Consider the following 25491-nt stretch of genomic DNA (forward strand, 5'->3'; position numbering starts at 1 on the left):
CTCTATTACGAGACAAACTTCACATCCGCCACTTTACCGCATTCCACAAAACCAATGCTTTTGTAAACCTTATTGGAATCAGGGTTAGTCAGATCGGCATACAGCATAGGCACTCGATTCTCCTGTACGATTAAGTCACAGCATGCCGCTACTGTCGCACTGGCATAACCCCGCTTACGCAATTCAAGAGGCGTATACACATAGTTAATGCGTGCATGACGCGGAGAGCGATGGGCGATCTGCGCCATCGACACAGGGATCCCCTCTATAATCCATAAATATAAATTACCCGAAGCAATTGCGTTGTTCGCTGCAGGTATTTGGCTGGCTGGATGAACCTTTATTCCGTATGCGCTTTCAGCAAAGCCTGCCATAAATTCAGCTACAAGTGGTACATCCGAAGTCACTGCCTGTCGCAGACTTCCCTCAACATCTGCCGGATACATCACAACCGGACAATAATAAGCTTCCATCCCCATCTTGTTCTCCGGACGCACTCGATAACGGGAGGCGTACAGCTCAGCGAACAGCTTGGCATGCCTTGGTTCAGCCGTAATACCGCGCAGCGTATGGCTCGCGAGCTGTCTTATCAGATCTTGAAGCATAGGGCGCCTTATTTCTTCGGCCAACGAATCATCGACCCATAACCAAGCATTATGGCCTGGAGAACCTGCGAATATGGCGGAACCATCCATATGTCTGAAGCACACCGATTGGCTCATCTCACAAATCCGGTGCAGCAGGTTCATTTTTACTTCATTTGCAATAAAAGACGGAGTCTTAAGCATATGTAGAGCTAATTCTTCAGGCCTCAGCCTCTCCCACATCTCGATTCCCCCCTTTGGCAACAGTATGAGACACTTCTGAAATTTTCACCAGTCTATATTCAACTGAAATATCTGTCAAGCAAATTAAAAACCCTGCTCAAGGAGCAGGGCTCAAACGAATTTATGCTTTTACAGGCTCCGGACGTTTCAATTGAAGCGGTGGAGGAATAAGCCACCCTTTTTCTTTAACCATTTCTAATATACGTACACCTAAGGCTGCTTTAGTAAGATGATATTTCCCAAATAGTGCACCAACATCTTCTCTTATGGATTGGCCCATCGCTTGGCTGCAAGCCACCAGTCCTGCTGACGCATCAGCTGCTATTGCAGCCGCAATTTCATTATCAGCAAATCTTGCTCCAACAGGGATATCTTCAAGTTTGACCGGAGGTCTCTCTGGCATAACAGGTGCTGGAGTAATACCGTTATCTGTGAGCAGCGTATCAAGTTCTTTTATTTCCAGCTTTGCTTGATCAATAAGGGCATCCAGAACCTTTTTAAGATCTTTGTCACCAGCATGGTTCAAATAAGCCTGATAGCAGGAAACAGCACCTTTAGCGACTGTAGAGGCTTGCCATACTGCATAAACCTCGCCGTAGTGCATCGGTTCATCTTTCGGATTACCACTTAAAATCCCCATTATAAATACCTCTTTTCATTCTTTATTAGATGCAACGGATTTAATATGCTCAGACGCATTCGAAACATTCCATTTCAGTGGTTCCAATAAATAACCCCCTGTCAGAAACAGGGGGTTTCATTACAGCAGAATATTAGGTGCGTTCACGGTCACGGCTTCTTAAGCCAAATAACCCAGCCAAGCCGAGTAGTCCCAGCCAGCCCCAATCCATATCGTTGTCATTATCGTTAGCCAATGTACGGTAGTTATTAGCATTTACACCTGTACCTGTGCCGTTTGTACCGTAGCTGTTCATTTGGTTTGATGTTGCATTGTACCCGTTTGTACGGTTTGTTGTTGTGCTGCTGTTCGTTCCATAGTTGCCATAGCTGTTTGTACCAAAGGTGTTGCTATTCGTGTTCGTGCGGCCGTTGTCCATGGCTGCTTCTTCCTTACTGGAATGTTCTGCAGCAAAAGCAGGAACCGATGCAGCGGACAACATGAGGGTTGCAGCAACAAGCATTGCGTAAGCCTTTTTCATTAGTCAGTAACTCCCCTTTAAGGTTATTGTGTACGACCTTAGCTTTGCTTTTTGGGGGATCAATCTATACTGCCAACTTTAAGCATGATTAAAGTTCCTCTATAGAGATGCTGTCCCATACCAATCTGTCCCTTTGGAATATATTATCTCAGACGTAAGGGAGGGTGGACGAGATGACAAAATCAATTGTTGTGGAAATCGAGTTTAACAACCGTTCGAACAGAGGCGGTGTATATCGGGTAGGGCTGACCCCTCATTGGATCAAATACAGAATGTCGATTTTTATGAAATATACCCTTCAAAGCCTGCTGAAACAAAGCAATCAAAATTTTCATGCGTACATTTTTTATACCGAAAGGACAGAAGCATTGATCCGAGCTGAATTAGCAAAGTATCCGAAGCTTCCTGGTCATATCCGGTTTGTAGCAGAAAAAAAATATGAAGATAAGCTGCGCAAAACCGTTGGCAGCGATGAGTTTCTCTATCTCGTCCGCCTGGATTGCGATGATACGTACCACTACACCTTAATTGACCAGCTTCACCAATATAAACCCAAACAAGGTACTCGGGCGCTCATTAACCAGGCTGGGTATATTTACGACAGCGTAAAGCATCGGATCGCTACAGTTAGTAAGTCTTCCCCGCCGTTCTATACGTGGATTTATAAATCAGAGCGTTATTTTAGCGGGTTTCGTTACAAAACAGTGGATGGACACAGCGGAGTCATCAAACAGAAACATGAAATTCTAACAACTGGCGGTAAACGCAATTACATGGTCGTCGTGCATAGCAAGAACACACTGAACCAGCGGCTCCTGAAGCGCCATACTTTTATCTCCAACCGTGCCAAGGTTAATGCCATCCTAAGCCAGTATATTTAATTCTTCGCCTTCATAATTGCAGGGCTTACCGGGGAAAATAAAAGCCAGCAATAAAATTATAGTTGAGGCGGTGTAATAAAATGGGAAGACGGAATAGACGGCTTCTAGTACCCGAGGCTGGTGCGGCTATGCAGACATTAAAAGCGAATGTTATGCGGCAAGAAGGTTACACTGTGGATGAGAACAGACCCGATGATGTGAAATACGAGGTGGCCGGCGAGCTGGGTATTCGGATGAATCGCGGCGACAACGGGCAGATGAAGACGGAGGATGCCGGGCATGTAGGCGGCAGGATCGGCGGACCTATGATACGCGAAATGATCCGGATGGCACAGGAGAAGCTTGCAAAGCGGCAGCCTTAAGCTGCCGCTTTGTTCTGTTCTGGTTGGAGGCTCCGTTTTAAGGCAATGCTCTGAGCGCTTTCGCCTCTCGCATATTCGCTACCCCTTCTTGACAGAGACCATACAGCTCCCAGGGACAGTCATAGCACAGCCGATGGATGTCACTTGGCTCGATTGCTTCAGCCACGAGGCTGCAAAGCTCTTCCCAGCGAAGACGGCTTCCGATCGTAAGTCCAAGCACACCTAATATCTCGCTGTCTTTGCGGTACACGCTTGGATTCTGACAGTGGGACGGCTGATCCGTCGGGAACGCAGCACAGATCACATCCGGACCTTCGATGATCTCAATCATCGTTTGCGGCTGCTGGCGCAGCGTCTCGTATACAGTTGTCATATTGGTACAGAAGCTATCTGAATAACCTTTGCCCCGATAACCAAGCAGACAAAACAAATGATGTCCTCTTAATGATATGCTCTGCATTCGATTGCTCCTTCCTATGTATATGTTAACCTGATTTTATCACATAGGTTAACATATGAGGAGTCCTATAATTCCGGTGCAACATCCGGCTCATAGCGGAAACGAGCAAGATCAATTCGACCGCTTCGCCCCACCTCTACCCCTTCAGCCTCCAGTAGATGCTGCTGAATCATACGAGATTCATCCTCTTGTATCGCAATCTCTCCTTTTGCATTAACGACCCGATGCCAAGGCAACTGATGGATGCTGCTTAATGAATGTAAAATCCGAACGACCTGCCTCGCCCCTCTGCTGCTGCCAGCGAGAGCTGCGATTTGACCGTAAGTCATTACTTTGCCTTCCGGGATTTGTTTAATCGTCTCGATAACTCTCATCGTATATGGCTGTAACATGTGTTTCGCCCCATCCTCTCTGTTCACTTGCTTTCCCTTTTTACTTGTCCATTTATCATACAATGAAAAATGATAAGTTACCTCTTAACTGTTCTGTCGATAGCGGTTGCTCGTTTGGTGACATTCGCTATCGGCAGAACAGCTTAACGATGCACCGTATCGTTATGACCTGCTAACCCTCTCTTTTCCGGACCCTAAACGATGTGCGACATCGTTAAGATTAACGAAAACCCCTCCTATGGTGCTTTTTTGGACTTTTTTAAAACGCAACGGTATCGTTAAGGGGCAGCGCATAAAATAAAACACCCGACAGCAGGTTGAAACCCGCTGTCGGGTGTTATTTATTAAGCGTATTCCATAATGCCAGCTAATACGTCCTTCCACTGCTCCGCAGTTGAGTTGCGATGAACAAGCCATGTCTCGCCTTTCCCGCTCTTATGCTTCCGAATCATGACAGTGCCTTCGGTAATTACGTCACCTGCAAAGTTATTTTCCTGCCAGTCGAGCAGCTCAGCGAATAGGCGAGGCACTTCCCGAAGATAGACATTATCCGCATTCTTGCGGAACAAATCGGAGGTAACGATCAGCCTGCCGCCTGCCTGCACGAAAGCGATAAGACGCTCCTCCAAAGTAGCATCATAGATTTGGTGAAGAGGAATAATCAACGTTTCCAGCCCATCCAGCTGCTCGCCTGAGTAAACAACTTCCGTACGAAGACCCGCTTCAAATAGATGGCGATAGACGTTATGAACGATGTAATCCGGATAAGCGATTCGGTCAGCTACGGAAAGTTGATAGCTCCATGAGCTGTCGAAATGATAATACACACCAACTGCTGCCCGCCTTGTCTCCGTTAGTTCCGGTTCATGGGCATGTTTCGCCGTATACGACTGTACGACATGATAATTCCGGGAAGGCTCTCCGGTTAACGTCACAAGCTCCGGCTGTCCGCCGCCTTGTTCCTGCCCCCATGGGAATGGCTTCATCTTGAACAGATAGAACCGGCTGCAGCCCCGCTCACTGACCACATTCATATCCCGCTCCAGCTCAGTAGTTCCGGTACCATATTCCATCATCCAGAAAGGCTTGCCCAGCACGCCGCGGCAGGCATCCGCATAAAAAGCAATCTCATGCGGCTTATTGCTGTAAATATCCATACCCACAACATCCAGATCTGCGAACAGGTCCGGCCAGTTCAGATTATCTCCCCAACAGAACATGAAAGCATTAGTTGTAATAGGTCTGGACCCAATAAAGGGACGAAGGGCGGCCGCTTGAAGACTTGCAAAACGAACCATACTGTCCGAGGAGAACCGGGCAAAATCCAGCTCCAGGCTCGGGTGCTGCCACATGTTTACGTCTGCACCAATTGGAGCAGGCAGTGGAACCTGATCGAATCGCTCATAACGCTGCGACCAGAAGGTTGTTCCCCATCTTTCATTCAGCTTCTCAATCGAGCCGTAACGCTCTTCCAGCCAACGATGGAAGGCAATCCTTGCTGGATCACTGAAGTCGTATTTGGTTTCACCGCCAAATTCATTATCCAGCTGCCAAGCAACAACATTCGGATGATTGCCATAACGCTCAGCCATTGCTTCTACGATCCGCAAGGAATATTTCACATAATTGTCCGATGAATAAGACCGGTGCTGGCGGGCGCCAAAACCAATGACACGTCCCTGTTTATTAACGGGGAGGACATCAGGATGCTTCTCTACCAGCCAGACTGGCGGACATGCTGTTGGCGTACACAGAACAACGTTAATACCGTGTGAAGCGGCTCTTTCAATTGAGGCATCAAGCCATTCCCATTCAAATTGGCCGTCACGGGGCTCGAGCACCGCCCAGGCAAATTCAGCGATTCGAACGGAACGGATGCCCGCCGCTGCTAGTTTGCTATAATCGATATCCCATTGCTCCGATTGTTCATGCTCTGGATAATAAGCGATTCCAAGCTTCATGGCGCAAGCTCCTCTACATGTTCATTTTTCGTAGTCTCACATTCACATACAACCGGTCCGGCTTCCGTACAATAAAGCATTTCACCATTAGGCAGCTTGATCTGAACAGGAATCGCATCCGGCCGTTCAACCCGTAAGCTAAATCGGCCTTCTTGCATACTCCAAGCAATATGAACCGCTCCATGCGGCGTCATTGCACAGCCCGATACCTCCTGCAAGCCGCTAATTCTAGGTGCAACCGATATACTCGCAAAGCCAGGAGTTAACGGCTGGACACCAAGCAGCTCCGTAGGGAATTCGTACAGTGGCAGGGCTCCCCAAGCATGACAATCGCTTCGAACCGAGACCGGATCCTCCACCCAAGAGGTCAAGTGCAGATCAACCTGTGCTTTCCAGTCATCCCATAAAGGTAACGATCTGGCATACAGCCCTGTCTTCGCCAGCACACGGAACAAATAAAAGGCCATCGCAAACGATACTTTGGCAAGTCCCTTTGTCTCCAGTGTCCGTACAGTCAGCTCCTTCGCTTCCTCACCAGTAACCGTATCAGTCAGTACCGCCCATATCTGAGCATGCTGACTAAATGCATCCACACCTGGACTATCCGCGAATAAACCTTGCTCCGCCGACCAGCAATGCTTCCGGACTGCCTGCTGCAAAGCTTCAGCACGCTGACGGTATTCCAGTCCTGTATCCCGCCGCCCTGTTGCTTCATTTATCTCTGCTGCTTTAAGCAGTGCATCTACAACCATCAAATTATAAATTGTATTAGGCCCTGACCTGCCTGAAGGCGGCGCACCAGCGTTAGCACGCCATTCCTCTGTCCAATCCACGAAGGACCAATAAGCTTCCGGCATAATGCCGACCAGCCCAGACTCCGGCTCTATCCGTGCATCAAACCAAGCAAGTACGGCATCCATCGAAGATCTGTACTGCGCAGCATGCTCCAAATCACCGGTATACCAATAATGATCATGAACCATCATGATCCAGAAGAGAGCAAAACCAGGGATAATCTGACGATTCACAGACGGGTATCGACTTTGCAGCATGCCTGTCGGCAGCAGCGAGCTGTGGAAATCGTAGATTGCCTTGCGTGCCAGACGGTCATCCCCGCTTACATAATAGGTAAACAACGCCTGCAGCCTGCTGTCCATTTCATATTGCATTTGCTCATAAAAAGGGGTATCTTCATACGTTTCATGCATGCAGTTGCGAAGTGTATTCAAGCTGATCTTCCATAAAGGCGCGAGTGACGGGTCCGAGCTCTGGAAGGCTGCTTCAACATCCAGCGGATACCCCGTTCTCAGGTAGGTTAAGCCCTCAACAACAACAGGCTCATCAGCCGCCTCTACAGTAAGACGGATGAATCGGAACGCTCTCCGGTGAAAAGGTTCATACCTTTCATGCTCGCCAGCGCGTCTTCCATATCCCGCTATCCGATACGTATCCTCAAATCCATATAATTTCTTACCTTCCGGCTCATCACGTACACCCTTGTTGCGCTGCCCGTTAGGGAATGGCTCATATTCATAACATTCTGAATACAACAAATATACTGTACCGCCTGCTCCGCCACTAAGTACAAGCTGAGGGAAACCAGCTACCAGCTCGCCTGCATCAAGCTCAAGAACCAAACGGCCGCCTGCAGGCACCTCAATCCCAAGCAGTCCCCCATCTTTCATTGGCTCGCTTGCGTAGACCCTGTCACCACATTCCCCTTGGACGATCCTCTTAAATGCCAGAGTTTCCTCTCTCATGAAAGGAATAGGACGTGGAGTAAGCAGCCAGCTGCTCAAGCCACCGTACATTTTGTCATGCGTCTCCGCCACAGCCACTGCAGCCGGCCAGTCTGTATCAGTAAAGGTACTTTCTCTCCAACCATAAGGCCAGTCAGCGCCATCTATAATTTCTCCGCCACCAATAAAGAGCGTTGCGGTTTCCGGTGCCAGCATCGCCGACTGTGCCGGAATCCGGTGACAATCCCAGCCCGTGAGACCGCTATCCAGCCGCTCTAACTCCGCACCGCTGCGATCCTTCAGGCTGCCCTCCAGCAAAAACACACCACGGTCCTTACGCCATACTGATGCCGGCCCTTTATCCCCTTTATAATGAACGACATGTGCCGCCAGCACATTTGTACCCGGACGAAGAAACGGTGTTACATCTACCGAATCATAATAATGAACATTAAGATCTCCCTTGCACGGCCCGTATGCAATGGATTGTCCATTTACATACAGCCGGTAGCGGCTGTCCGCGGATACATGGATCTTAAGCTGTGTGTCCCCGTCTGCCGCAACTTGAAAGCTCCGCCGAAAAAGCACGGTCTCCATAGTCCCATTACCATTCACCGCCTGATCAGGTCCTGCCCAAATCCACTTTGCCGTCCACGCTCTATTCTCGTCCATCTTCTCCTCCGTTTCCCGTCAGCGGGCATTCCGGTAATCGCTTGTACTTACGCCCGTATACGTTTTGAACCGTTTATAAAACCAGTCGAGCTCGCTGAACCCAACTTCCAGCGCGATTTCATATACTTTCTTATCCGTATGAAGAAGCAGCTCCTTCGCCTTCTCCATTCGGACCTGCAGCACATAGTCGTTAAAAGACTGCTCCGTATTGGCTTTGAACAGCTTGCCAAGGTAATTCGGGTTCATATAGATCATGGCGGCCACACTTCGCAGGCTTACATTGCCAGCGTACTGCTCCTGTACGATCTGCTTCACTTCCAGGACGATTTTATTCGGTCTGATCTCCTTCGTCCGCTGTAAGGCATCAAGTACATCTCCACACTTGTTCTCCATAAAACGCAGCAGCTCATCCATCGTCTTGATCCGCATAATCCGCTCGTAATCCCCTAATGCGGGATCAAACAACCGGTCATGGCTGGCGCCCTGCTCCTTCACGAGACGGAACAGCTGAATAAACAACTCCAATACCGACAGCTTTGCCCGGCCTTCCGATATTTGCTCCGTCTTGAAGCATTCCCACAGTCTGGCTAATGCCCGTAGTGTGTCTGCACGCCGGCTGCTGCGTACCATCTCCAGCACTTCCGACTCCAAAGTTCTGAGCATGTCGGGTTCACCATCTGACTCGGCTTTCCCATGAGGCAGCAGAACCGTTCCTGCTCCCGACAAAAACTTCCTGTCGAGCGCCTCCTCCGCCTCACTCCAGGAACGCTTAATCTCCATGATTGATCCCACACTTCGGCCAATGCCAATCGTAACAGAGGCTTTGGCATACTTCATCGTCGAGGAACGCAAAGACTCTGCCCAAAGCCGGCACTCTTCTAAGTCCATTTCCTTGGCGTTGCCGCCTAACAGTACGCCGATTCGTTCCTCTGATTCTTCGAAAATATAACCCCGCCCATCTGCTAATTCCTCTGCAATATTGCGGATTGCAAAACGCATAAGCTCGGTATCCCGATCCGGCATTTCACCGTCAGCAAGGAAATCAAGTTCTAGCAGCAAACAGGCATATCTCTCATGATGAGAAGGGAGCTCCATCAGCAGAAGCTGCTCCTCCAGCTCTCGGGCAGCTACCTGGCCATGCGCCAATCGGCGAAGAAGCTGATCCCGTCCAGCCGACAGCCCAAGCCGCTGCCGCTTCTCTAGAAGCTGCTGCTCACGCAGCTCTGCAGCAAGCTTTTGCAATAAGGCAATAAGATCTTCCTCATCGACCGGCTTCAGCAAATACTCCTTCACGCCTAGACGAAGTCCCTCCCGGGCATAGGCGAAATCATCATAACCGCTTAAGATCACGACCGGCGTATCGGTGAACTCCTGCATGGCTGCCGCCATCTCGAGACCATTCAAGACAGGCATCCGAATATCGGTAAGCACAAGGGCATAGCGCTGACTGCGCAGCATTTCTAGCGCCTGCTGTCCATCCTGCGCTTCCCCTTTAACCGTAAAACCAAGCTCCTCCCAATCAATCAGATAACGCAGCGATTGCCTCGCCACCGGCTCATCATCCACGATCAACACGTTGTACATCCGGCGTCTCCCCCTGTCCGTCTCTTGGTATGCTCATGGTTACGATTGTCCAGGCCCCAGCCTCGCTGGTAATTTCAAGCCCGTGTCTTTCTCCGAACAGATGCCGCAGCCGGTGCTGCACATTTTGAAGACCGATATGTGCGTCACCTGTAAGACTCTCATCACTATTCAACCGCTGCTGAATTTCTGCCAGCCGCTCGAGAGAGATGCCAAGACCGTTATCCCTGATGGTCAGCAGCAGAAGATTCCCGCTCCGCTGCCCACTGATCCGAATATGGGAAGGATTTGGACTTAACTCAATCCCATGGGATATCGCATTTTCAACGATTGGCTGAATACACAGCTTCGGTACAAGGACATCCATCTCTTCTTCCGGCACATCAATCTCATAAGTAAATTTGTCACCGAACCGGTATTGCTGAATTTGCAGATAGCTAGATATGAAATCAAGCTCCTCCGACAGCCGAATTGTTGGGCCGCCCTTCTTCAGCATCATGCGGAATGACTTCGCAAGCAGGCCAATGACCTTCGCATTCTCCCGGTCACCCGCAATGAGCAGCTTACCTCGGATCATATTAAGCGTATTGAATAGAAAATGCGGGTTGATCTGAGTCTGCAGGGCGTACAGCTCCACTTCCTTCGTCCGAAGCGCATTCTCCCTGCGATCGAGCTCTGATTGATACACCTCGCCGATCAGTTCTCGCAATCTTCGGACCATCAGATTAAACATCTCGCCAAGCTGCGCAACTTCATCACTGCCCTTGACCTCAACAAAGCTGTCGAACTTATCACGGTTCAGCCGCTTCATCTTCACTGCCAGCTCCGACAAACGCCGGGTCAGACTGACAGACATAATCGAGATCAGCAGGACGGAAGCAACAAGCGCCATTGCAAAAAGCAGCACGGCCATCGAACGAAGCTGCTGCAGCTTCGCGGATAACTCCTGCGTCGGAATAAAGGCGATAACCTTCATACCTTTGACAATATTGCGGGAATCCAGCGTCTGATACAGGATTTGATAAGACTCCTTGTTCATCATCTGATCGAAGCTGCCATTTGTACCGTTCATCACCTGGCTGCCGAATGACAGCTGGCTGATATTCTCGACTGCATTTTCCTTATCACTGTCGATCAGCACCGTTCCGTCAGATAACGCGAAGATGACGCGTTTGTTCTTGCTCTCCAGATCAACAAGCTGTGCGAGATTCTTAAGCCGAACCTCAAGCGACACAACGCTTGGCGAGTCCCGATTCACATTGTTGAGCCGTTTGCGGAAGCTGATGACGGGTTCTTTTTTCGGAAAAGTCAGATAAGGCTGCGTCCAGTAACCTCCCGTGTTATTCGTCATCACTTCCTTGTACCAGTCGGAAGAACGGATATCATTGTCAATGAGCTGCACATTAGAGAAAAAGAAGGATGGATTGTCCGTGAACACGTCAACCTTCATCACATCGCGGGTCGATTGGATTGCGGATAGAAACGGCTGGAACTGCTCAGAGTATACTTCATAAGCTTCAAGTTGATCGGCGTAACGCTGATCGAGAATCAAGTTAAGCGATGGGTTCAGGAATAAGGTATTGGCGACATCCTCATAGGAGGCAAGCCGGTTATCGAGGTTCTGACTGATCTGAGAGAGGGATAAAACGGCGTTCTCCACGATATGTTCATGCACAAGATCACTGCTTCGCTTAGTCAGCACAAACGTAACGGAGCCGAGTAGAAATAAGACGATGAACAGGTTAGCTAGAATGAGTTTCGTCCGGATTTTCATGCGTCTTATCCCCCGCCATTAAAAAAAGGTTTATGAACAAACGAGCGTACGCCTTGCACGTGAGTTCAAGGCGTACGCACATGTAATTGGGTTTTCCTTTTACTCGTTAATAGAAGCCTTGAACTTGGTGTTAAAATCAGCCCATAATTGTGTATAGGCACCATTCACTTCTTTTAGCCCTGCTTTTTCCATGGTAGACTTCATACCATCCCAGCTGTTGTCAAAGTCTGCTTGATTCTTCGACATAATGAGCTTCGGCAAGTATTTTTTCCAGGCTTCTTCGATTTTCTTAGCTTGCAGACTGATATTCTCCGGCGGCGAAAGCTGCCACAGGTAACCTGGCACGACTTCAGCTGGCTGCAGGAAATCCGCCCAAATCTGCTTGCCGTAATGTGACAACACATCCTTAGTCATGTCGTCATAGATACTCATTTGATAGTCTTTCGTCAGCGGAGTCGCATAGTCGCCATCACTCAGCTTGGCCCCATCACCAACGTTGAACCAGTAACCACTTCCCGTTCCGTTGCCTTTAAAGCCTTCTTTATTCGCATGGTCAGGATCCGTTCTCCGAGCTTCCAGTTCAGCCGGCAGCAGCGTACGCTTGCCGTCCTTCACTTCATAATGCGTACCTTCAATGCCCCATTGTGATAAAATTTGTCCTTCATCCGAGAACAGGTAGTCCACGAACTGGATGAAACGTTCCGGGTTTTTCGCCGTTGTCGTCACAGCCCACTGCAAGCTGCCTGCGAATGTTGGTACAACCGAATTGGATGTATCAACAGTATCCTCTGTGAAATGGAGCGGCAGATACGCGTATTGGCGCTCTGGATGCCCATCTTGGCGGAACTGTGTTTCAATATCGCCAACCATCCATTTTGGTGCATAAGCGGCTAATACACGACCTTGCGCCAGCTTCTTCGACAGATCATCCTGAGAGAAGGCTTCTTTGTCATATAGCCCGTTTTGATAAAGCTTATTAAGGAAGCCATAATACTTTTTGGCATCTTCGGATACCGGGTTATATTCTACATTGCCATTCGTGTCGATTCGGAAGTTGCCATGGTCAGGCAGCCCTGATGCACTAATAATCGGATTGTTATATTCAATGTTGACCTGCCACCCCGTCATCGCACCAGAGAAACCGATTGTATCTTTACCATCAATCTGAGGATGCTTATCTTTGTAAGCTTTTAGGATGTCGTACAACTGATCAAGTGTCTTAATCTCAGGATAGCCTGCTTCCTTCAGCACATCGTACTGGACGATAAAGCTGGCGGCAGCATCAGCTTTCGCTTCACGGCTTTTGTTCACACCGTAGATCGACCAGATCTTGCCGTCAGCATCCTTGAGGAGATTAAAGTATTCGCCAAACTTCTCTTTAATGTTAGGGCCGTATTGATCAATCAGATCATTCAGGGGGATAAGGGCACCGCCGTCTTTATACTTTTGTATTTCCTGCGGCCCCATGGCCATAATGTCCGGGTAGTCGCCGGAAGCGAGCCACAGATCTTCCTTCTGTGTTTCATCACCAACGATCAGATCGTATTTCAAGGACACACCTGTTTTCTCGGTAAAAACTTTCTGGATCGGTGTATCCCAAGTCAGTTTCTCATCTGTCGTATTCATAGAGTACGTGATCGGCTCCAGTGGTGCCTTCGTAGGCTCCGTTGTGGAAGCGTCATCATTTTTAGCGTTAGTCGCCTGCGTATTGCCTCCGTTATTCGAAGCTGTCGTATTACTTTCTCCATTTTTATTGGAGGAACAGCCGGCCATTACCCCTGTGAGCATGACTGAAGCAGCCATCAGTGTTAACCCTTTTTTCCATGTCTTAGACATATGGACACCCTCTCATCTTGTCATGATAATATCACCGGATTCAATGATCCGACAACACTAATCTTTGCTGCCTATTCCTTCATGGCAGCGACGGTCATGCCTTTTACAAAATACTTTTGCAGGAACGGATAAACGAGCAGAATCGGAAGCGTGACGATGATCGTCATCGCCGCCCGGATCGTCTCCGGGTTTGTCCTTCTGGCGTCCGTAGCATCGATGTGGGTATTGGCGCTCATGACTTGATTTACGGAGCTGATCAGAATTTTCTGCAGCTCGTATTGCAGCAGGTTCAGGTTCTCATTGCGGCTGGCGTACAGATAGTTATCGAACCAGGAGTTCCAATGCTGAACAGCGATGTACAGCGTAATCGTCGATAACACAGGCAAGCTGATTTGCAGCACGATGCGGAACAAAATCTGAAAATCCGATGCGCCGTCAATTCTGGCAGACTCTACAATACCTTCCGGCAGCTGCTCGAAGTAACTTCTCATGATGATGACGTTGAATACGCCGATCAGCAGCGGCAGGATATACACAGCTGCATGATTCATAAGTCCAATGTTTTTAATCAACAGATAAAGTGGAATCAGACCGCCGTTCACATACATCGTAATGATCAGAATGATGTTGTACGTCTTACGGAGGAAAAATTCCTTCCTGCTCAGCGCATAAGCTAGCATCGCGGTACAAATGACGCCAAGCGCCGTACCTACAACTGTCCGGACGACCGAACGGATCGCTGCTGCCGCCAGACCATGATTTGCGAAGATCGTGCTGTAGTTCTCCAAGGTGAAGACGCGGGGCCAGATATAGATTGTGCCTTTCAGCGTATCGCCCGCATCGTTCAAGGAGATGGCAGCTAGATTGAGGAACGGGAACAACGTTCCGATTCCAAGCACCAGCAGCAGGATGTAATTGAATGCACTAAAGATGACATCTCCTTTGGACCGCCTGACTAACATGTTCTCTCACCTCCTTGGCAAGCCGGCTTCGCTTAGAACAAACGGCTGCCGGATGTTTTCTTTGCCGTGTAATTGACCAGCAGAACGAGTACAAGACTCACAATTGACTTGAACATACTGACTGCCACGCCGTACGAATAGTCACCGATACTGGTTGAATAAGTCAGGGCGTATAGATCGAGCACCTCAGATCGGTTAATGACAACCGGATTGCCAAGCAGGAACTGCGATTCATATCCGCTTTGCACAATCCATCCGACATTCAGAATGAGCAGCAGCACGGCTGTGGGCATAATGCCCGGAATCGAGATGAAACGCATCTTCTGCCACCGCGTTGCCCCATCGACCTCAGCTGCTTCATAGTGCTCCGGATTAAGGCCTACGAGCACCGCGAGGTAGATGATCGTATTCCAGCCAAGCTCCTTCCAGAAGTTTGCTGCCGTATGAATCCACCAGAACCATTTCTCATGACCGAGAAAATATAATGGATCATGGATGATGCCCAGCTTCAGCAGAACGGCGTTCACGACACCGCCGTCCGGGGAAAGCAGCGTAGCGAATATGTTGGCGATAACAACCCAGGACACGAAATGCGGGATGTACGTCAGCGTCTGAATAACCCGTTTGAAGAAAACAAATCGCACTTCATTCAGCAGTAACGCCAGAAATATTGCTCCGACAAAGCCCGTGACTAGATTCAGAACCCCCATGACAACGGTATTGCGCAATGCGTTGAAGAACTGGGGATCCTTGAAGAGCAGCTCGAAGTTATCGAAGCCGGTCCACGGAGAATGCCACAGCCCCAACGCTACTTTGTAATGTTGGAAAGCCATGATCCAGCCCCATAGCGGGCCAAAGGAAAATAGCATAACGAGAAGCACGAAAGGCGTTGACATCAAAAGCAGCTGATACTGTCTTCGTATGACGAGGCTTTTGCCCGCCTTCTTCCCGGCCGTTTGGACAATCTCCTGATTCGTTAGTGTATTGGCGGGTTTGGCCATGTTAGTCTCCTTTCTTGACAGCAGGTTGGTCGTTCATCGAACTAGCTAAGCGAAGTAAATACGTACACGCCATAGGCAGGAATAACGGCAGTGCCTTCCAGCATGCGGTCCGAGATCAGCTCCAGCATTGGAGCTGCCAACTCAATCGTCCGTTCCTCTCCCGCATGATTAATCGCAAAGATAAATCGCTGCGTGCTGCCCGATCTTCGTGCCAGCTCCACCTCATCCGGCGCCGTTACCTCGGTAATCGGACGGATATCAGCGGATTTGCATACTTGGCCCATAAGGCTGCGCATCCCATCAGGATCAGCTCCGATGCCGAAATAATAAGCGTTGCCTTGCCCAAAGGAATGACGAGTGGCTGCTGGTGTTCCTGCCATGTAATCCTCACCATACCAAGCGATTGGTTCGGCCTTCTCGGCATTGATAACGTCGTACCAGATCGTTCCGCTTCCGGCATTCTCTTCATCCCTCGTTGTAATCCGTCGGGATTCGCCTTGACGAAGCGTACCGTAGTCGGTGATGCGGATGCCAAGCAGCTCGCGGAATGCTCCCGGTAATGGGGCATCATCCATTCGGTTGTTCCACAGCTTCGTCCCAGCGCGGATATCAAGCACTACCGTACCGCCTGCGGCCGTATAACGCTCTAGCCTTTCGGAAACTCCCGGTTTCGCCATCATATAGTGCGGCAGAACGACCAGCTTATAAGCTTCAAAATCACATTCATCCGATACGACATCAACCGGAATCCGATTGTCATAGAAGTGCTTATAATAAGCCATAAGCTGCCGGCTATAGCGATGCTCATACGTCTGCGGCTGAATCTCCATCGTCCACTCGTTCTCGTAGGACCTGATAATCGCCACCTCTGCCTGGCTGCTTAAGCCTTCAATGAGAGGTAGCAGCCGCTGCAGCTCCTCACCTGTACGTGCCGCTTCCTCATAACGCCGGCCAGGATTGCCGTCATGCGGCAGCAGGCCGTGCCAGAATTGCTCGGCTCCGAATAGACAGGTCCGCCAGCGGAAGTAAAGGATGGCATCTGCCCCATGAGCAACAGATTGATAAGTCCATTTGCGAAGCTCGCCTGGCTTTGGTGTTGGGAATAAAATATTACCGCCCGGCGGGCCACTCTGATGCTCCATCACCCAGAAATTCGCTTGCTTGAAGCCACGGGTAACATCTAGGTTAAGTGCGGTATCCCGAGGGTCAGGCTTATCAGCAAACATCAGATTCGGGTAAGTATCCAGAGATGCGAAATCCAGTTCCTTCGACAAATCAAAGTCATCGATTTCATTAAACATGCCCATCATGTTGTGCGTGACCGGCTGGCTCGGAGCGACTGCATGCAGAATGTTTAACTGAAGCTTCTGGAACTGCACAGCCGAATCGGATGAAAACCTACGGAAGTCGAGCTCCATTCCCGGATTGTGAAGCGGAAACACCGTATAAGCAGGCAGCTCGATTTCAGTGAAAGCATTGTAAATCTGGCTCCAGAATACGGTCCCCCACTGCTCGTTCAAGTTATCGATATCGCCATATTTGCTCTCCAGCCATTGTTGGAAAGCGGTGCGGCAGTTGCTGCAATAACAACGTGTGGTATCGGTACAGCCAAACTCATTATCGATCTGCCATGCAATCACATTCTCATGGTGAGCGTAGCGCTCTGCCATTGCCGTAACGATCGACTGAACATGGACATGATAGTTCGGGTTGTTGTAGCAATAGTGTCTTCGATGGCCAAAGCCGCGGACAACCCCTTTATTATCCTGCATATAAATATCGGGATGACGGTCCATGATCCATTTTGGCGGTGTAGCCGTTGGTGTCCCCAGCACAACCCGAATCCCTTCTGCAGCCAGAATCGACAGACTCTTGTCCAGCCATTCAAAGCTGTACTCTCCAGCTCTTCGTTCAAGCTTGGACCAGGAAAACTCCCCGATCCGTACGACATTAATGCCGGCCTCCCGCATCATCTTCGCATCCAGCGGCCAGCGTTCTTCCGGCCAATGCTCCGGATAATAACAAACGCCAAAATTCATGTCGTTCTTTCATCTCCAATCTGTATGCCTGATCTGTTTCTATTATCTAATGAGATAGGCAGCGGCAAAACCCGAGAAGTGAGAGATCAACACCCGACAAACAAGTCTGTTTATACGCAAAAAGAGGCTGCCCCCGGCTAATGGGACAACCTCTTCCTATTATTATTGATTTGCTCGTGGCGCTGCGCTGCCTGCTGCCGGACCGACAAATTTATCAGGAAATTGCTTCACGATGCCTTCAGCAAGTGTATCGGACAACATCATCAGATGCGCCTGTCCTGCGTCATAAGCAGCAATATCCTTCTCCCAATCCTTCGCAAGCCTTGCGGTCAGGTTGCCAGCCAGCAGATCCAGATGCTTATCCATCATCTGTTTCAAATCGGTATAGGCCCAGTTGGGATTAGCGCCGCTTAGAAACTTCGCGATATCGTCAGCGTTTCGGTTCCATTCTTTATTGAACTTCTCGAAGTCTTTCTTATTGTTGTTTTTAGCTGCTTCGATGATCTTGCCGGCAAGTACGATGTGCTCCTTAAGCAGCTCCGCCAGCTTATTGCCGGCTTCTTCACCATAGTAAGGCTTAATGGCATTACCAATATCCTGCTGATTTCTCAACAGTCGATTCAGCACCGGCTTGGTGTCCTCGAGCCCTGCAAGCATACTGATCATGGTATTACGTGTCCATACCGCATGATCAATCCATAGCAGCCTTAGATCAGCCTTCAGCTTCTCGGCTGCAGGATTCAGGCATATTCGATGAGCTCCATGCTCACTTGCCTGGCCCGCCTGACTTGCAGCCCAGCCATTTGCCGGCGCAAGACTTAGACTCAGCGCCATCGCAGCAGCAATGACGGTCGTTTTCCAACGCTTATTCTGTTTCATCATGTTGATTGTTTTCTCCTTCAGGCATGAAATGAGTAGCTTGAACTCGTTATATTGTGAACGTTTCCAGCTATTTCATACTATTTCAGATAAAAAAAAGCACCCGGCTATAAAAGCCGAGCGCTTATAAGTCTACCCCATATGCAGCCCTTCGAGTGCTGACTCCGGCTTCTCTGCTGACGTGCTTTCGCCTGCGTTCTTCTTGCCCTTACGGAGTAGAAGGCCAAGCAGTGCACCGGTAATTGCGACAAACACCATGATGCCAAACGTATAATCGAAAGCGTCAACGGCAAGGGCCAGCAGCTGCTGCATCTGCTCCGGATTAGCCTCCGCTGCATTACCGGAAGCTTGATTGGCCAGTACATCCGGAGATACATTCGCCTCAGTCATCAGTGTCCCGATCCGTTTCGTCAGAATCGTTACCAGCAAGGCAACAGCAAGGGAGCTGATCACCTGCTGCATTGCACTGGTAAGTGAGGTTACCCTGCTTACAAGCTCACGCGGCGTCTTATTAATGAGATGGGAGTTCAGAGGCATCATCATAAGCCCCATGCCTGCGCCTGCCATAATAAGCGGCAGTAGCAGATCTTCCCTGCCTGTATGAATATCGAGGTTAGAATATTGGAAGATCGCACCCGATACCAGGCTCAACCCGATTACAACGAGCCAGCGAACCCCGATTCGATCAAACAAATAACCGCCAATCGGCATCATACAAGCCGATGCCAGCGCTTGTGGAAATAAGGTTAGTCCCGTATCAAATGCACCGTATCCACGTCCTTGCTGCAGGAACTGCGGCAAGAGGAAGATCGCGCCAAACAGTGAGAATTGAACGATCCACTGTACTACAATCCCAAACGAGAAGTCGACAGAACGGAATACACGGAGATCAAGCAGCGGATGCTTCACACGGAGCTCAACAAAGATAAAAGCGATAAGTGCAGCACCACCAACGATAAGTCCGCCGATCGTTTTATCCGAAGTCCAGCTTTCAGCACCTTGATTAAGGCCATAGGACAGCGCTGCGAAAGCAAGCGGACCTAGGATCATGCCTGGTATATCGAAGCCGGCAAGTTTCTTGGTATCCAGCTTCGGCAGCTTCCATAGACCAAACATTACGCTGATGATACCAACCGGCAGATTAATGAGGAATATCCAGCGCCAAGAATGGTATTCGACCAGCCAACCGGAGAGAACGGGTCCAATCGCCGGGGCCAGCAGAATCGGTACTCCAAGCAGCCCCATCACCTGCCCCACCTTATTCGGCGGGCTCAGACGGTAGACATAAGCCATCGCTACTGGAAGCACAAAGCCGCCGCCAAGCCCTTGTATGACACGGAACATGATTAGCATCTGCGGGTCATTCGGAAGCGCACATAGCAGTGAACCTAGCGTAAAGAGTACGACCGAGGTCAAGAAAATCGTCTTCGCACCAAATCGGTCAGATAGCCAGCCCGCCAGAGGGATAACAGCTGCCTGCGCAAGCATATAGCCCGTTACCGTCCATTGAAGAGTAGGAAGCTGTGTATGGAAATCCTCCACGAGCTTCGACAGTGCCACATTCATCGCGGTTGTATCAAGAATAACCATAAAGCAGCCTAGAATAATCGCAACCAGCGGAAGCAAAATGCTTTTTAATTGAAATTCCTGCTCCGGCTGAGTAGATGTAAGCTGTTGTTCCATCCGTTCATTACCTCCTCAATTGACTGCTCCATTACGTCAAGGATGTACGGACGAGTGCTGTTAAGTAATGGTTTTGCCTCCCCATGTTACTGAGCAAACCGTTAGAAGTCAATCGAAATTTTGGTAAAAAATAGATATAGCGTTTTCATGTATTCACCGCTATTCCAACCCTTATTTCATCAGTCTCCGAATGATCGCCAAGCCGCCTTTTGCCGATGGATATCGGAACGCGAAATCAAACTTTGTTGTTTGCTTCAGCACGCTTTTCATATGGGAGAACGTACGGAAGCTCTCCTCGCCATGATAGGCCCCTGTGCCGCTCTCGCCTACCCCGCCAAATGGCAAGTAAGGGGTCGCCAAATGCATAAGCGTATCGTTAATACACCCGCCGCCAAACGGTACTGCCTCGGTCACCCGCTTCTGAATCGCTTGATTATCACTGAACAGATACAGAGCAAGCGGCTTTGGTCTCGCATTAATCAGATCAATAGCCTCTTGCAGCTCATCATAGATAAGCACCGGCAGGATGGGGCCAAAAATCTCTTCCTGCATGACCGGCATACTCCAGTCCACAGCAGTCAGGACAGTTGGTTCGATACGCTGGGACATTTCATCTGCACGCCCGCCTATAGTAATCTCACCATTTTGAAGAAAATCACATAACCTCTGAAAATGACGCCCCGATATGATTCTCCCGTAATCCGGATGCTCCAGCGGATCTTTGCCGTAAAACTTCGTAACCGACTTGTGCAGGAGCTCTATGAATGGTTCTTTCACGCTGCGGTGCACCAGCACATAATCGGGAGCAATGCAGGTCTGTCCCGCATTAATAAATTTGCCAAAGGCAACCCGCTTGGCCGCCAGCTTGAGGTTAGCATCATGGTGAACGATAGCCGGGCTTTTACCCCCAAGCTCCAGCGTAACTGGCGTCAAATGCTTAGCAGCTGCCGCCATCACTTGCTTACCTACATTCACACTGCCTGTGAAGAAGATTTTATCAAACGGCAGATCAAGCAGCTCCTTGCTTACTTCAACTCCGCCCTCCATGACGGTAATATAAGCTGGATCAAACGTATCTTGAATAAGGGAAGACATCACCTCAGACACTGCCGGTGACAGCTCCGATGGCTTGAGCACAGACGTATTACCTGCAGCGATTGCCCCAACAAGCGGTGCTATCGCCAGCTGGAACGGATAGTTCCATGGAGCAATAATAAGTGCTGTACCTAGTGGTTCCGGCACGATATATCCTTTACTGCCAATGTGAGTGAAGGCCGTCTTTACTTTGGCGGGCTTCATCCACCGCTTAAGATGCTTTTGCATGAAGGAGATTTCCTTATACACAAGCCCTATCTCGAGCAAAAAAGCTTCCTTTTCACTTCGGTTCAGATCTTCGCGAAGAGCCTGCATGATCGCAGCCTCCCGCTCCTCGATCACCTTGCGCAGCTTAGCCAACTGCCCTTGACGAAACTCCAAGCTCCGGGTTGCACCCGTACGATAATAGGCCTGCTGCTTTTCAAATACTTGTAATCCATTCATCCTAAACCCCGCCTTTTCGATAGAAGACTATGTACTAATAAAAGGAATTTATCTGTGCTATAGTAGGACAAAAGGAGCGATGACAATTGAATAAAATAATGCCAGCACTCATTTTGCTTATGAGCTTGCTTTACATTTTTATCATTCCTTCAGAACCGCATGCCGTCAAGCTAATTTTCAAAAGTATACCGATGCTCCTTATCATCATTTACGCCTACTTGCAGCCTGCCGAGAATGGTAAGCGGTTTCAGCACATCCTGCTCATCGGTCTAATTTTCTGCGTCATCGGCGATGTCACTCTCGACAATTTCATTGTTGGGCTGTCCGCCTTCTTGATCGGACATTTTTTTTATTTAAGCGGATTCTTCGGCCAATGGCAATTCTCCCTATGGCGGCTTTCCACCATTGTACCTATTGGAGCATATGCCATTTATATGGGATATGAGTTACTTGATGCGCTCACTAAATCAGGTGACGGCAGCCTGAAAGGACCTGTCCTTGTCTATGTAACGGCGATTTCCTTAATGGGCTGGTCGGCCATTATGTCCGGCAACAAATGGGCGATAGCTGGCGCACTGCTGTTTATGGCCTCTGACTCCGTACTAGCCTGGAATAAGTTCATCTCGGAGGTTGCGAGCTCCGATGTGATCATTATGACGACCTATTATGCGGCGCAGTTCTACATAGCAGCCTGCATTGGTCATAAAGTCCGTACGGTTCCCAAGCAAAAAGCCATGATCCTCTGATCATGGCTTCTTTTAGCTGGGTTATCCGACTTTTTCCTTGTTCATCTGCTTACTGCGCAGCTGGCCGCAGGCCGCATCGATGTCGGCGCCATGCTCCAGACGGACACTGACGCTGACCCCTTGCTTCTTGAGTGTGTCGTAGAAACCTTTGATGGAGTCGTTCTCACTGCGCTGGTATTGACTGTGTTCGTCAACCGGATTGTAAGGAATCAGGTTCACGTTCACAAGTGAACGGCGGCGGTCACCCACCAGCTCGGCAAGCTCAAGCGCATGCTCCTGCTGGTCGTTAACGTCCCTTAGGAGGATATACTCCAACGTAATCCGGCGATTCGTGCGTTCGAGATAATAGTCGATAGCGTCCATCAGCTTCTCGATTGGAATCGCACGGTTAATCTTCATAATGCGAGTCCGCAGCTCATTATTAGGAGCATGCAGCGATACAGCCAGGTTGACACCTTGATCCTTGTCGGCGAACTCTCTGATTTTATCAGCAAGCCCGCTGGTGGATACGGTGATGTGACGCGGACCAATCGCAAGACCCTTATGATCCTTCACGGTTGTAAGGAAGTCATTCAGATGGATGAAGTTATCGAACGGCTCGCCGATGCCCATCACAACGATATGGCTGACTTTCTCACCTTGATTAGCTTCATCGAGATGAAGCTGAATCTTCATAATCTGCTCGACAATCTCGCCACTGGTCAGATCGCGGCTCTTCTTAATCAGGCCGCTTGCGCAGAAGCTGCAGCCGATGTTGCAGCCAACTTGCGTTGTCACGCAGACAGACAAGCCGAACTTATGGCGCATCAAGACCGTCTCAATCAGATTGCCGTCTACGAGCTTCAGCAGCAGCTTCACGGTTCCATCCTTGGACTCCTGCTTCGTATGCTCAACCAGCGTCTGAATGGTAAAGTTCTCCTCCAGCAGCTTCACGCAGTCAAGATTAACTTCTGTCATAGCTGCAAAGCTTGTAACCCGCTTCCGGTAAAGGTATTCCCACACTTGAGTCGCACGGAACTTCTTGTGTCCGCGCTCGCCCAGCCATGCGATTAATTGCTCTAATGTAAATCCATATATGGAAGGTGTACTCATTATTTATCCTCTTTTCACAAACGCAGCCTAAACCGCATACTGACTTCTATTGTCCCAAAATTGTCGGACGAAAACAAGGGGCGATTCCCGCCAATTGACAAAAGCCCGCATCAGCACTATTCGGATAAGACCTCCGGAGGGTCTTATTGCTATTCTTTCTCCAGTAGAACTGACCTATAAGACCCTGTGAGGGTCTTATTCACTTCATAATAGTCCAGTTTCATTTCTTTCTGCTGATTTTTCTTATTCATAAGACCCTGGCAGGGTCTTATGGGTTCCAGTTCGCTGCTCCACTGCTCGGATAAGACCCTGCGGGGGTCTTATTGCTGCCGCAACCGGCTAGTTCCCCTCCGTTTATCGCCTCATTCGCTGCGATAAGGTCCCTCAGGGATCTTAAGCCTACTTTATTCAGGTATCGAACATCAGTTAAGGCCCCTTAGGGACCTTATCTATGCACAATCCGGCTATTTCCCCCCATTCGACGCTCCATCCGCTGCATTAAGGTCCTTGAGGCACCTTAACCTCACTGTTTGACCACTCATCGCACTAGTTAGAGTCCCTATGGGACCTTAACATCGGACACCGCACTAGACAGTCCATTTCAACAGTCGGAACATGAGAGGAATGCTGGAACCACCCTTTTCTCCCTTCTTCATTCATTTTCAAGCAAAGTTTAGGTGCACATTTATCGCAATCGAGAGATACAGAGACCGATAAAGAGCATTCTAGAGTTCGTCTACGATGTAAACGCTCTAACCAATCTCATTGTGAGAATTAGACAATATGCCGCCCTCAGGGTTCGTTTACATTAGCCTTAGTCAGGCGTAATATACGATTCAGCAAATGAAATGTATGCTTTATTCGCTGAGTTTCCGTCAAGGGAAACGGGGGAACCAAACGATAAGCGCTATTGCATCGGTGTGAGAGCTGGTGTGTCTTGCTTATCAGGGGTGAATCCGGGAAAGGCTGCTTGCAGCTGGACCTGGTAGGGCGACTCTCACCGTCCGAATCCGTCAGCTAACCTCGTAAGCGAAGAAAATGTCAGCCACAGCACAGCAAGCTTAAAGCTGCGGAGGCTTTTTCCAGGTAGAGAGGATGATGTGTTCTTGTGACCTTATGGGGCCGCGGGGGACTTTCCTCTGCGGTCTTTTTCTATTGTATTCGAAAATGTCTTTATCGCTTAATCCCCTTCACAGGGGAACGGGGGAACCATTCGGATGGCATGCTCAAGCAGCTAGCATCCACGGGGTGAATCGCCAAAACGACTCAAGCGAGTCGTATGGCGTAGGGCGACTCTTACGCCCGAATCCGTCAGCTAACCTCGTAAGCGTAACAAGAGAGGCAACGATGATCGTGAACATAGGTGCGGTTTATTTTTTGCTGCGCTTATAAGCCACGTGAAGAGTCCCTCTTCCGTGGCTTTTTTGTCGTTGATTCCTCTAACAAAAGAGGAGAGAAATAGGATGAACGATTATATTCTCGTATCTGCACCAAATGTACAGGGCGAGGACTTTATTAAGCAGTTGCAACATCGGAGAATTCCATTTGCAACAATGGTAAACAATAAAGCCGAATACGAGCGAATGCTCGAGCTGCATGTTAGTACGATCATTGTCATAAGCACGAATGATGAAGCCACCTGGCGGGTACCAGAGCTTCCGATTGGTCGGATTTTCTTATTCGAGAGAAGCTTGAACCTTTGCTGCCGCTACATTCAGATCTGCCGAAGCTGGACGTCGAAATCGATCTGTGTCGTTACCGACAGCACAAACCCCAGACTGATCTATAAAGGAATGGGTGCGAATTATGTGGTTCATTCCAGCAGTGGCGAGACTTCTTTTCTCATATCAAATGATTTCATGACAGACAGCCAAAACGGGTAAAAAATCCATGCTTACGAAGCAA

Annotated in this window: 21 protein-coding genes and 2 riboswitches; of the genes, 4 read left to right on the forward strand and 17 right to left on the reverse strand. The window is 49.3% G+C overall.

Annotated features, from left to right (window positions below; genetic code table 11):
* Positions 1–5: 5 nt before the first annotated feature.
* The 3 genes from FHS17_RS24745 to FHS17_RS30325 all read right to left on the reverse strand — a co-directional run bounded on the left by FHS17_RS24745 (position 6) and on the right by FHS17_RS30325 (position 1987).
* Entirely contained in the window at positions 6–827 is an 822-nt protein-coding gene (locus tag FHS17_RS24745; protein WP_167281127.1) for a GNAT family N-acetyltransferase, read from the reverse strand.
* Positions 828–948: 121 nt separating this feature from the next.
* Entirely contained in the window at positions 949–1467 is a 519-nt protein-coding gene (locus FHS17_RS24750; RefSeq protein ID WP_167281128.1) for a DUF3231 family protein, read from the reverse strand.
* A gap of 133 nt (positions 1468–1600) precedes the next feature.
* Positions 1601–1987 (reverse strand): WGxxGxxG family protein, encoded by a 387-nt coding sequence (locus FHS17_RS30325; protein ID WP_243865523.1) that lies wholly within the window; start codon positions 1985–1987, stop codon positions 1601–1603.
* Between the two features lie 173 nt (positions 1988–2160).
* Here FHS17_RS30325 and FHS17_RS24760 point away from each other — a divergent pair, with 173 nt between their 5' ends.
* The gene (locus tag FHS17_RS24760; protein WP_167281129.1) at positions 2161–2868 is read left to right on the forward strand and encodes a glycosyltransferase; all 708 of its coding nucleotides are present in this window, start codon (positions 2161–2163) and stop codon (positions 2866–2868) included.
* Positions 2869–2948: 80 nt separating this feature from the next.
* Positions 2949–3230 (forward strand): alpha/beta-type small acid-soluble spore protein, encoded by a 282-nt coding sequence (locus FHS17_RS24765; protein WP_167281130.1) that lies wholly within the window; start codon positions 2949–2951, stop codon positions 3228–3230.
* Between the two features lie 37 nt (positions 3231–3267).
* Here FHS17_RS24765 and FHS17_RS24770 read toward each other — a convergent pair whose 3' ends face one another.
* From FHS17_RS24770 to FHS17_RS24830, 13 genes are all read right to left on the reverse strand, one after another.
* Positions 3268–3690 carry a DUF1284 domain-containing protein gene (locus FHS17_RS24770; RefSeq protein ID WP_167281131.1) on the reverse strand — a complete coding sequence of 141 codons (423 nt, stop codon included), beginning with the start codon at positions 3688–3690 and terminating at the stop codon, positions 3268–3270.
* A gap of 65 nt (positions 3691–3755) precedes the next feature.
* Positions 3756–4082, reverse strand: coding sequence for an MGMT family protein (locus tag FHS17_RS24775; RefSeq protein ID WP_167281132.1), 327 nt, complete (start codon positions 4080–4082; stop codon positions 3756–3758).
* Positions 4083–4426: 344 nt separating this feature from the next.
* Positions 4427–6043, reverse strand: a complete 1617-nt coding sequence (locus FHS17_RS24780) for a beta-galactosidase (RefSeq protein WP_167281133.1) — start codon at positions 6041–6043, stop codon at positions 4427–4429.
* Positions 6040–8454 (reverse strand): alpha-L-rhamnosidase-related protein, encoded by a 2415-nt coding sequence (locus tag FHS17_RS24785; RefSeq protein ID WP_167281134.1) that lies wholly within the window; start codon positions 8452–8454, stop codon positions 6040–6042. Before FHS17_RS24785 ends, FHS17_RS24780 begins: the two co-directional genes overlap by 4 nt.
* A gap of 18 nt (positions 8455–8472) precedes the next feature.
* Positions 8473–10038: a response regulator transcription factor gene (locus FHS17_RS24790; protein WP_167281135.1), complete on the reverse strand. Its 1566-nt coding sequence runs from the start codon at positions 10036–10038 to the stop codon at positions 8473–8475.
* Positions 10013–11809 (reverse strand): sensor histidine kinase, encoded by a 1797-nt coding sequence (locus tag FHS17_RS24795; RefSeq protein ID WP_167281136.1) that lies wholly within the window; start codon positions 11807–11809, stop codon positions 10013–10015. The genes FHS17_RS24790 and FHS17_RS24795 overlap by 26 nt, the downstream gene beginning before the upstream one ends.
* A gap of 99 nt (positions 11810–11908) precedes the next feature.
* The gene (locus FHS17_RS24800; protein WP_167281137.1) at positions 11909–13645 is read right to left on the reverse strand and encodes an extracellular solute-binding protein; all 1737 of its coding nucleotides are present in this window, start codon (positions 13643–13645) and stop codon (positions 11909–11911) included.
* Between the two features lie 71 nt (positions 13646–13716).
* Positions 13717–14607 carry a carbohydrate ABC transporter permease gene (locus FHS17_RS24805; RefSeq protein WP_167281138.1) on the reverse strand — a complete coding sequence of 297 codons (891 nt, stop codon included), beginning with the start codon at positions 14605–14607 and terminating at the stop codon, positions 13717–13719.
* A 32-nt stretch (positions 14608–14639) separates the two neighbouring features.
* The gene (locus FHS17_RS24810) at positions 14640–15608 is read right to left on the reverse strand and encodes an ABC transporter permease (RefSeq protein ID WP_167281139.1); all 969 of its coding nucleotides are present in this window, start codon (positions 15606–15608) and stop codon (positions 14640–14642) included.
* A gap of 41 nt (positions 15609–15649) precedes the next feature.
* Positions 15650–17647 carry a beta-galactosidase gene (locus FHS17_RS24815; protein ID WP_167281140.1) on the reverse strand — a complete coding sequence of 666 codons (1998 nt, stop codon included), beginning with the start codon at positions 17645–17647 and terminating at the stop codon, positions 15650–15652.
* Positions 17648–17809: 162 nt separating this feature from the next.
* Entirely contained in the window at positions 17810–18529 is a 720-nt protein-coding gene (locus tag FHS17_RS24820) for a glycosyltransferase (protein WP_243865524.1), read from the reverse strand.
* Between the two features lie 129 nt (positions 18530–18658).
* Positions 18659–20209 (reverse strand): DHA2 family efflux MFS transporter permease subunit, encoded by a 1551-nt coding sequence (locus FHS17_RS24825; protein ID WP_167281141.1) that lies wholly within the window; start codon positions 20207–20209, stop codon positions 18659–18661.
* A 171-nt stretch (positions 20210–20380) separates the two neighbouring features.
* Complete coding sequence (locus FHS17_RS24830) at positions 20381–21748, reverse strand: aldehyde dehydrogenase (protein WP_167281142.1); 1368 nt, start codon at positions 21746–21748, stop codon at positions 20381–20383.
* An 86-nt stretch (positions 21749–21834) separates the two neighbouring features.
* Here FHS17_RS24830 and FHS17_RS24835 point away from each other — a divergent pair, with 86 nt between their 5' ends.
* The gene (locus FHS17_RS24835; protein ID WP_243865525.1) at positions 21835–22494 is read left to right on the forward strand and encodes a lysoplasmalogenase; all 660 of its coding nucleotides are present in this window, start codon (positions 21835–21837) and stop codon (positions 22492–22494) included.
* A gap of 21 nt (positions 22495–22515) precedes the next feature.
* On the opposite strand, the gene rlmN is transcribed toward FHS17_RS24835, so the two are convergent.
* On the reverse strand, positions 22516–23586 hold the full coding sequence (gene rlmN / locus FHS17_RS24840) for a dual-specificity RNA methyltransferase RlmN (RefSeq protein ID WP_167281143.1): 1071 nt from the start codon (positions 23584–23586) through the stop codon (positions 22516–22518).
* An 852-nt stretch (positions 23587–24438) separates the two neighbouring features.
* Positions 24439–24632: riboswitch (cyclic di-AMP (ydaO/yuaA leader) on the forward strand.
* A gap of 121 nt (positions 24633–24753) precedes the next feature.
* Positions 24754–24932, forward strand: a riboswitch (cyclic di-AMP (ydaO/yuaA leader).
* A gap of 117 nt (positions 24933–25049) precedes the next feature.
* On the opposite strand from rlmN, the gene FHS17_RS24845 reads away from it, so the two are divergent.
* Positions 25050–25469, forward strand: coding sequence for a hypothetical protein (locus FHS17_RS24845; RefSeq protein ID WP_167281144.1), 420 nt, complete (start codon positions 25050–25052; stop codon positions 25467–25469).
* Positions 25470–25491 lie beyond the last annotated feature (22 nt).

The organism is Paenibacillus lupini (assembly GCF_011761355.1).
Classification (GTDB): Bacteria; Bacillota; Bacilli; order Paenibacillales; family Paenibacillaceae; genus Pristimantibacillus; species Pristimantibacillus lupini.

Bases quoted from the DNA above. Each gene is read 5' to 3' on its own strand.
- FHS17_RS24795 (WP_167281136.1), bottom strand. From the start codon at position 11,809: ATGAAAATCCGGACGAAACTCATTCTAGCTAACCTGTTCATCGTCTTA.
- FHS17_RS24775 (WP_167281132.1), bottom strand. From the start codon at position 4,082: ATGTTACAGCCATATACGATGAGAGTTATCGAGACGATTAAACAAATC.
- FHS17_RS24825 (WP_167281141.1), bottom strand. From the start codon at position 20,209: ATGGAACAACAGCTTACATCTACTCAGCCGGAGCAGGAATTTCAATTA.
- FHS17_RS24815 (WP_167281140.1), bottom strand. From the start codon at position 17,647: ATGAATTTTGGCGTTTGTTATTATCCGGAGCATTGGCCGGAAGAACGC.
- FHS17_RS24810 (WP_167281139.1), bottom strand. From the start codon at position 15,608: ATGGCCAAACCCGCCAATACACTAACGAATCAGGAGATTGTCCAAACG.
- FHS17_RS30325 (WP_243865523.1), bottom strand. From the start codon at position 1,987: ATGAAAAAGGCTTACGCAATGCTTGTTGCTGCAACCCTCATGTTGTCC.
- FHS17_RS24785 (WP_167281134.1), bottom strand. From the start codon at position 8,454: ATGGACGAGAATAGAGCGTGGACGGCAAAGTGGATTTGGGCAGGACCT.
- FHS17_RS24800 (WP_167281137.1), bottom strand. From the start codon at position 13,645: ATGTCTAAGACATGGAAAAAAGGGTTAACACTGATGGCTGCTTCAGTC.
- FHS17_RS24845 (WP_167281144.1), top strand. From the start codon at position 25,050: ATGAACGATTATATTCTCGTATCTGCACCAAATGTACAGGGCGAGGAC.
- FHS17_RS24750 (WP_167281128.1), bottom strand. From the start codon at position 1,467: ATGGGGATTTTAAGTGGTAATCCGAAAGATGAACCGATGCACTACGGC.
- FHS17_RS24770 (WP_167281131.1), bottom strand. From the start codon at position 3,690: ATGCAGAGCATATCATTAAGAGGACATCATTTGTTTTGTCTGCTTGGT.
- FHS17_RS24805 (WP_167281138.1), bottom strand. From the start codon at position 14,607: ATGTTAGTCAGGCGGTCCAAAGGAGATGTCATCTTTAGTGCATTCAAT.
- FHS17_RS24820 (WP_243865524.1), bottom strand. From the start codon at position 18,529: ATGATGAAACAGAATAAGCGTTGGAAAACGACCGTCATTGCTGCTGCG.
- FHS17_RS24765 (WP_167281130.1), top strand. From the start codon at position 2,949: ATGGGAAGACGGAATAGACGGCTTCTAGTACCCGAGGCTGGTGCGGCT.
- FHS17_RS24780 (WP_167281133.1), bottom strand. From the start codon at position 6,043: ATGAAGCTTGGAATCGCTTATTATCCAGAGCATGAACAATCGGAGCAA.
- FHS17_RS24790 (WP_167281135.1), bottom strand. From the start codon at position 10,038: ATGTACAACGTGTTGATCGTGGATGATGAGCCGGTGGCGAGGCAATCG.
- FHS17_RS24745 (WP_167281127.1), bottom strand. From the start codon at position 827: ATGTGGGAGAGGCTGAGGCCTGAAGAATTAGCTCTACATATGCTTAAG.
- FHS17_RS24760 (WP_167281129.1), top strand. From the start codon at position 2,161: ATGACAAAATCAATTGTTGTGGAAATCGAGTTTAACAACCGTTCGAAC.
- rlmN (WP_167281143.1), bottom strand. From the start codon at position 23,586: ATGAGTACACCTTCCATATATGGATTTACATTAGAGCAATTAATCGCA.
- FHS17_RS24830 (WP_167281142.1), bottom strand. From the start codon at position 21,748: ATGAATGGATTACAAGTATTTGAAAAGCAGCAGGCCTATTATCGTACG.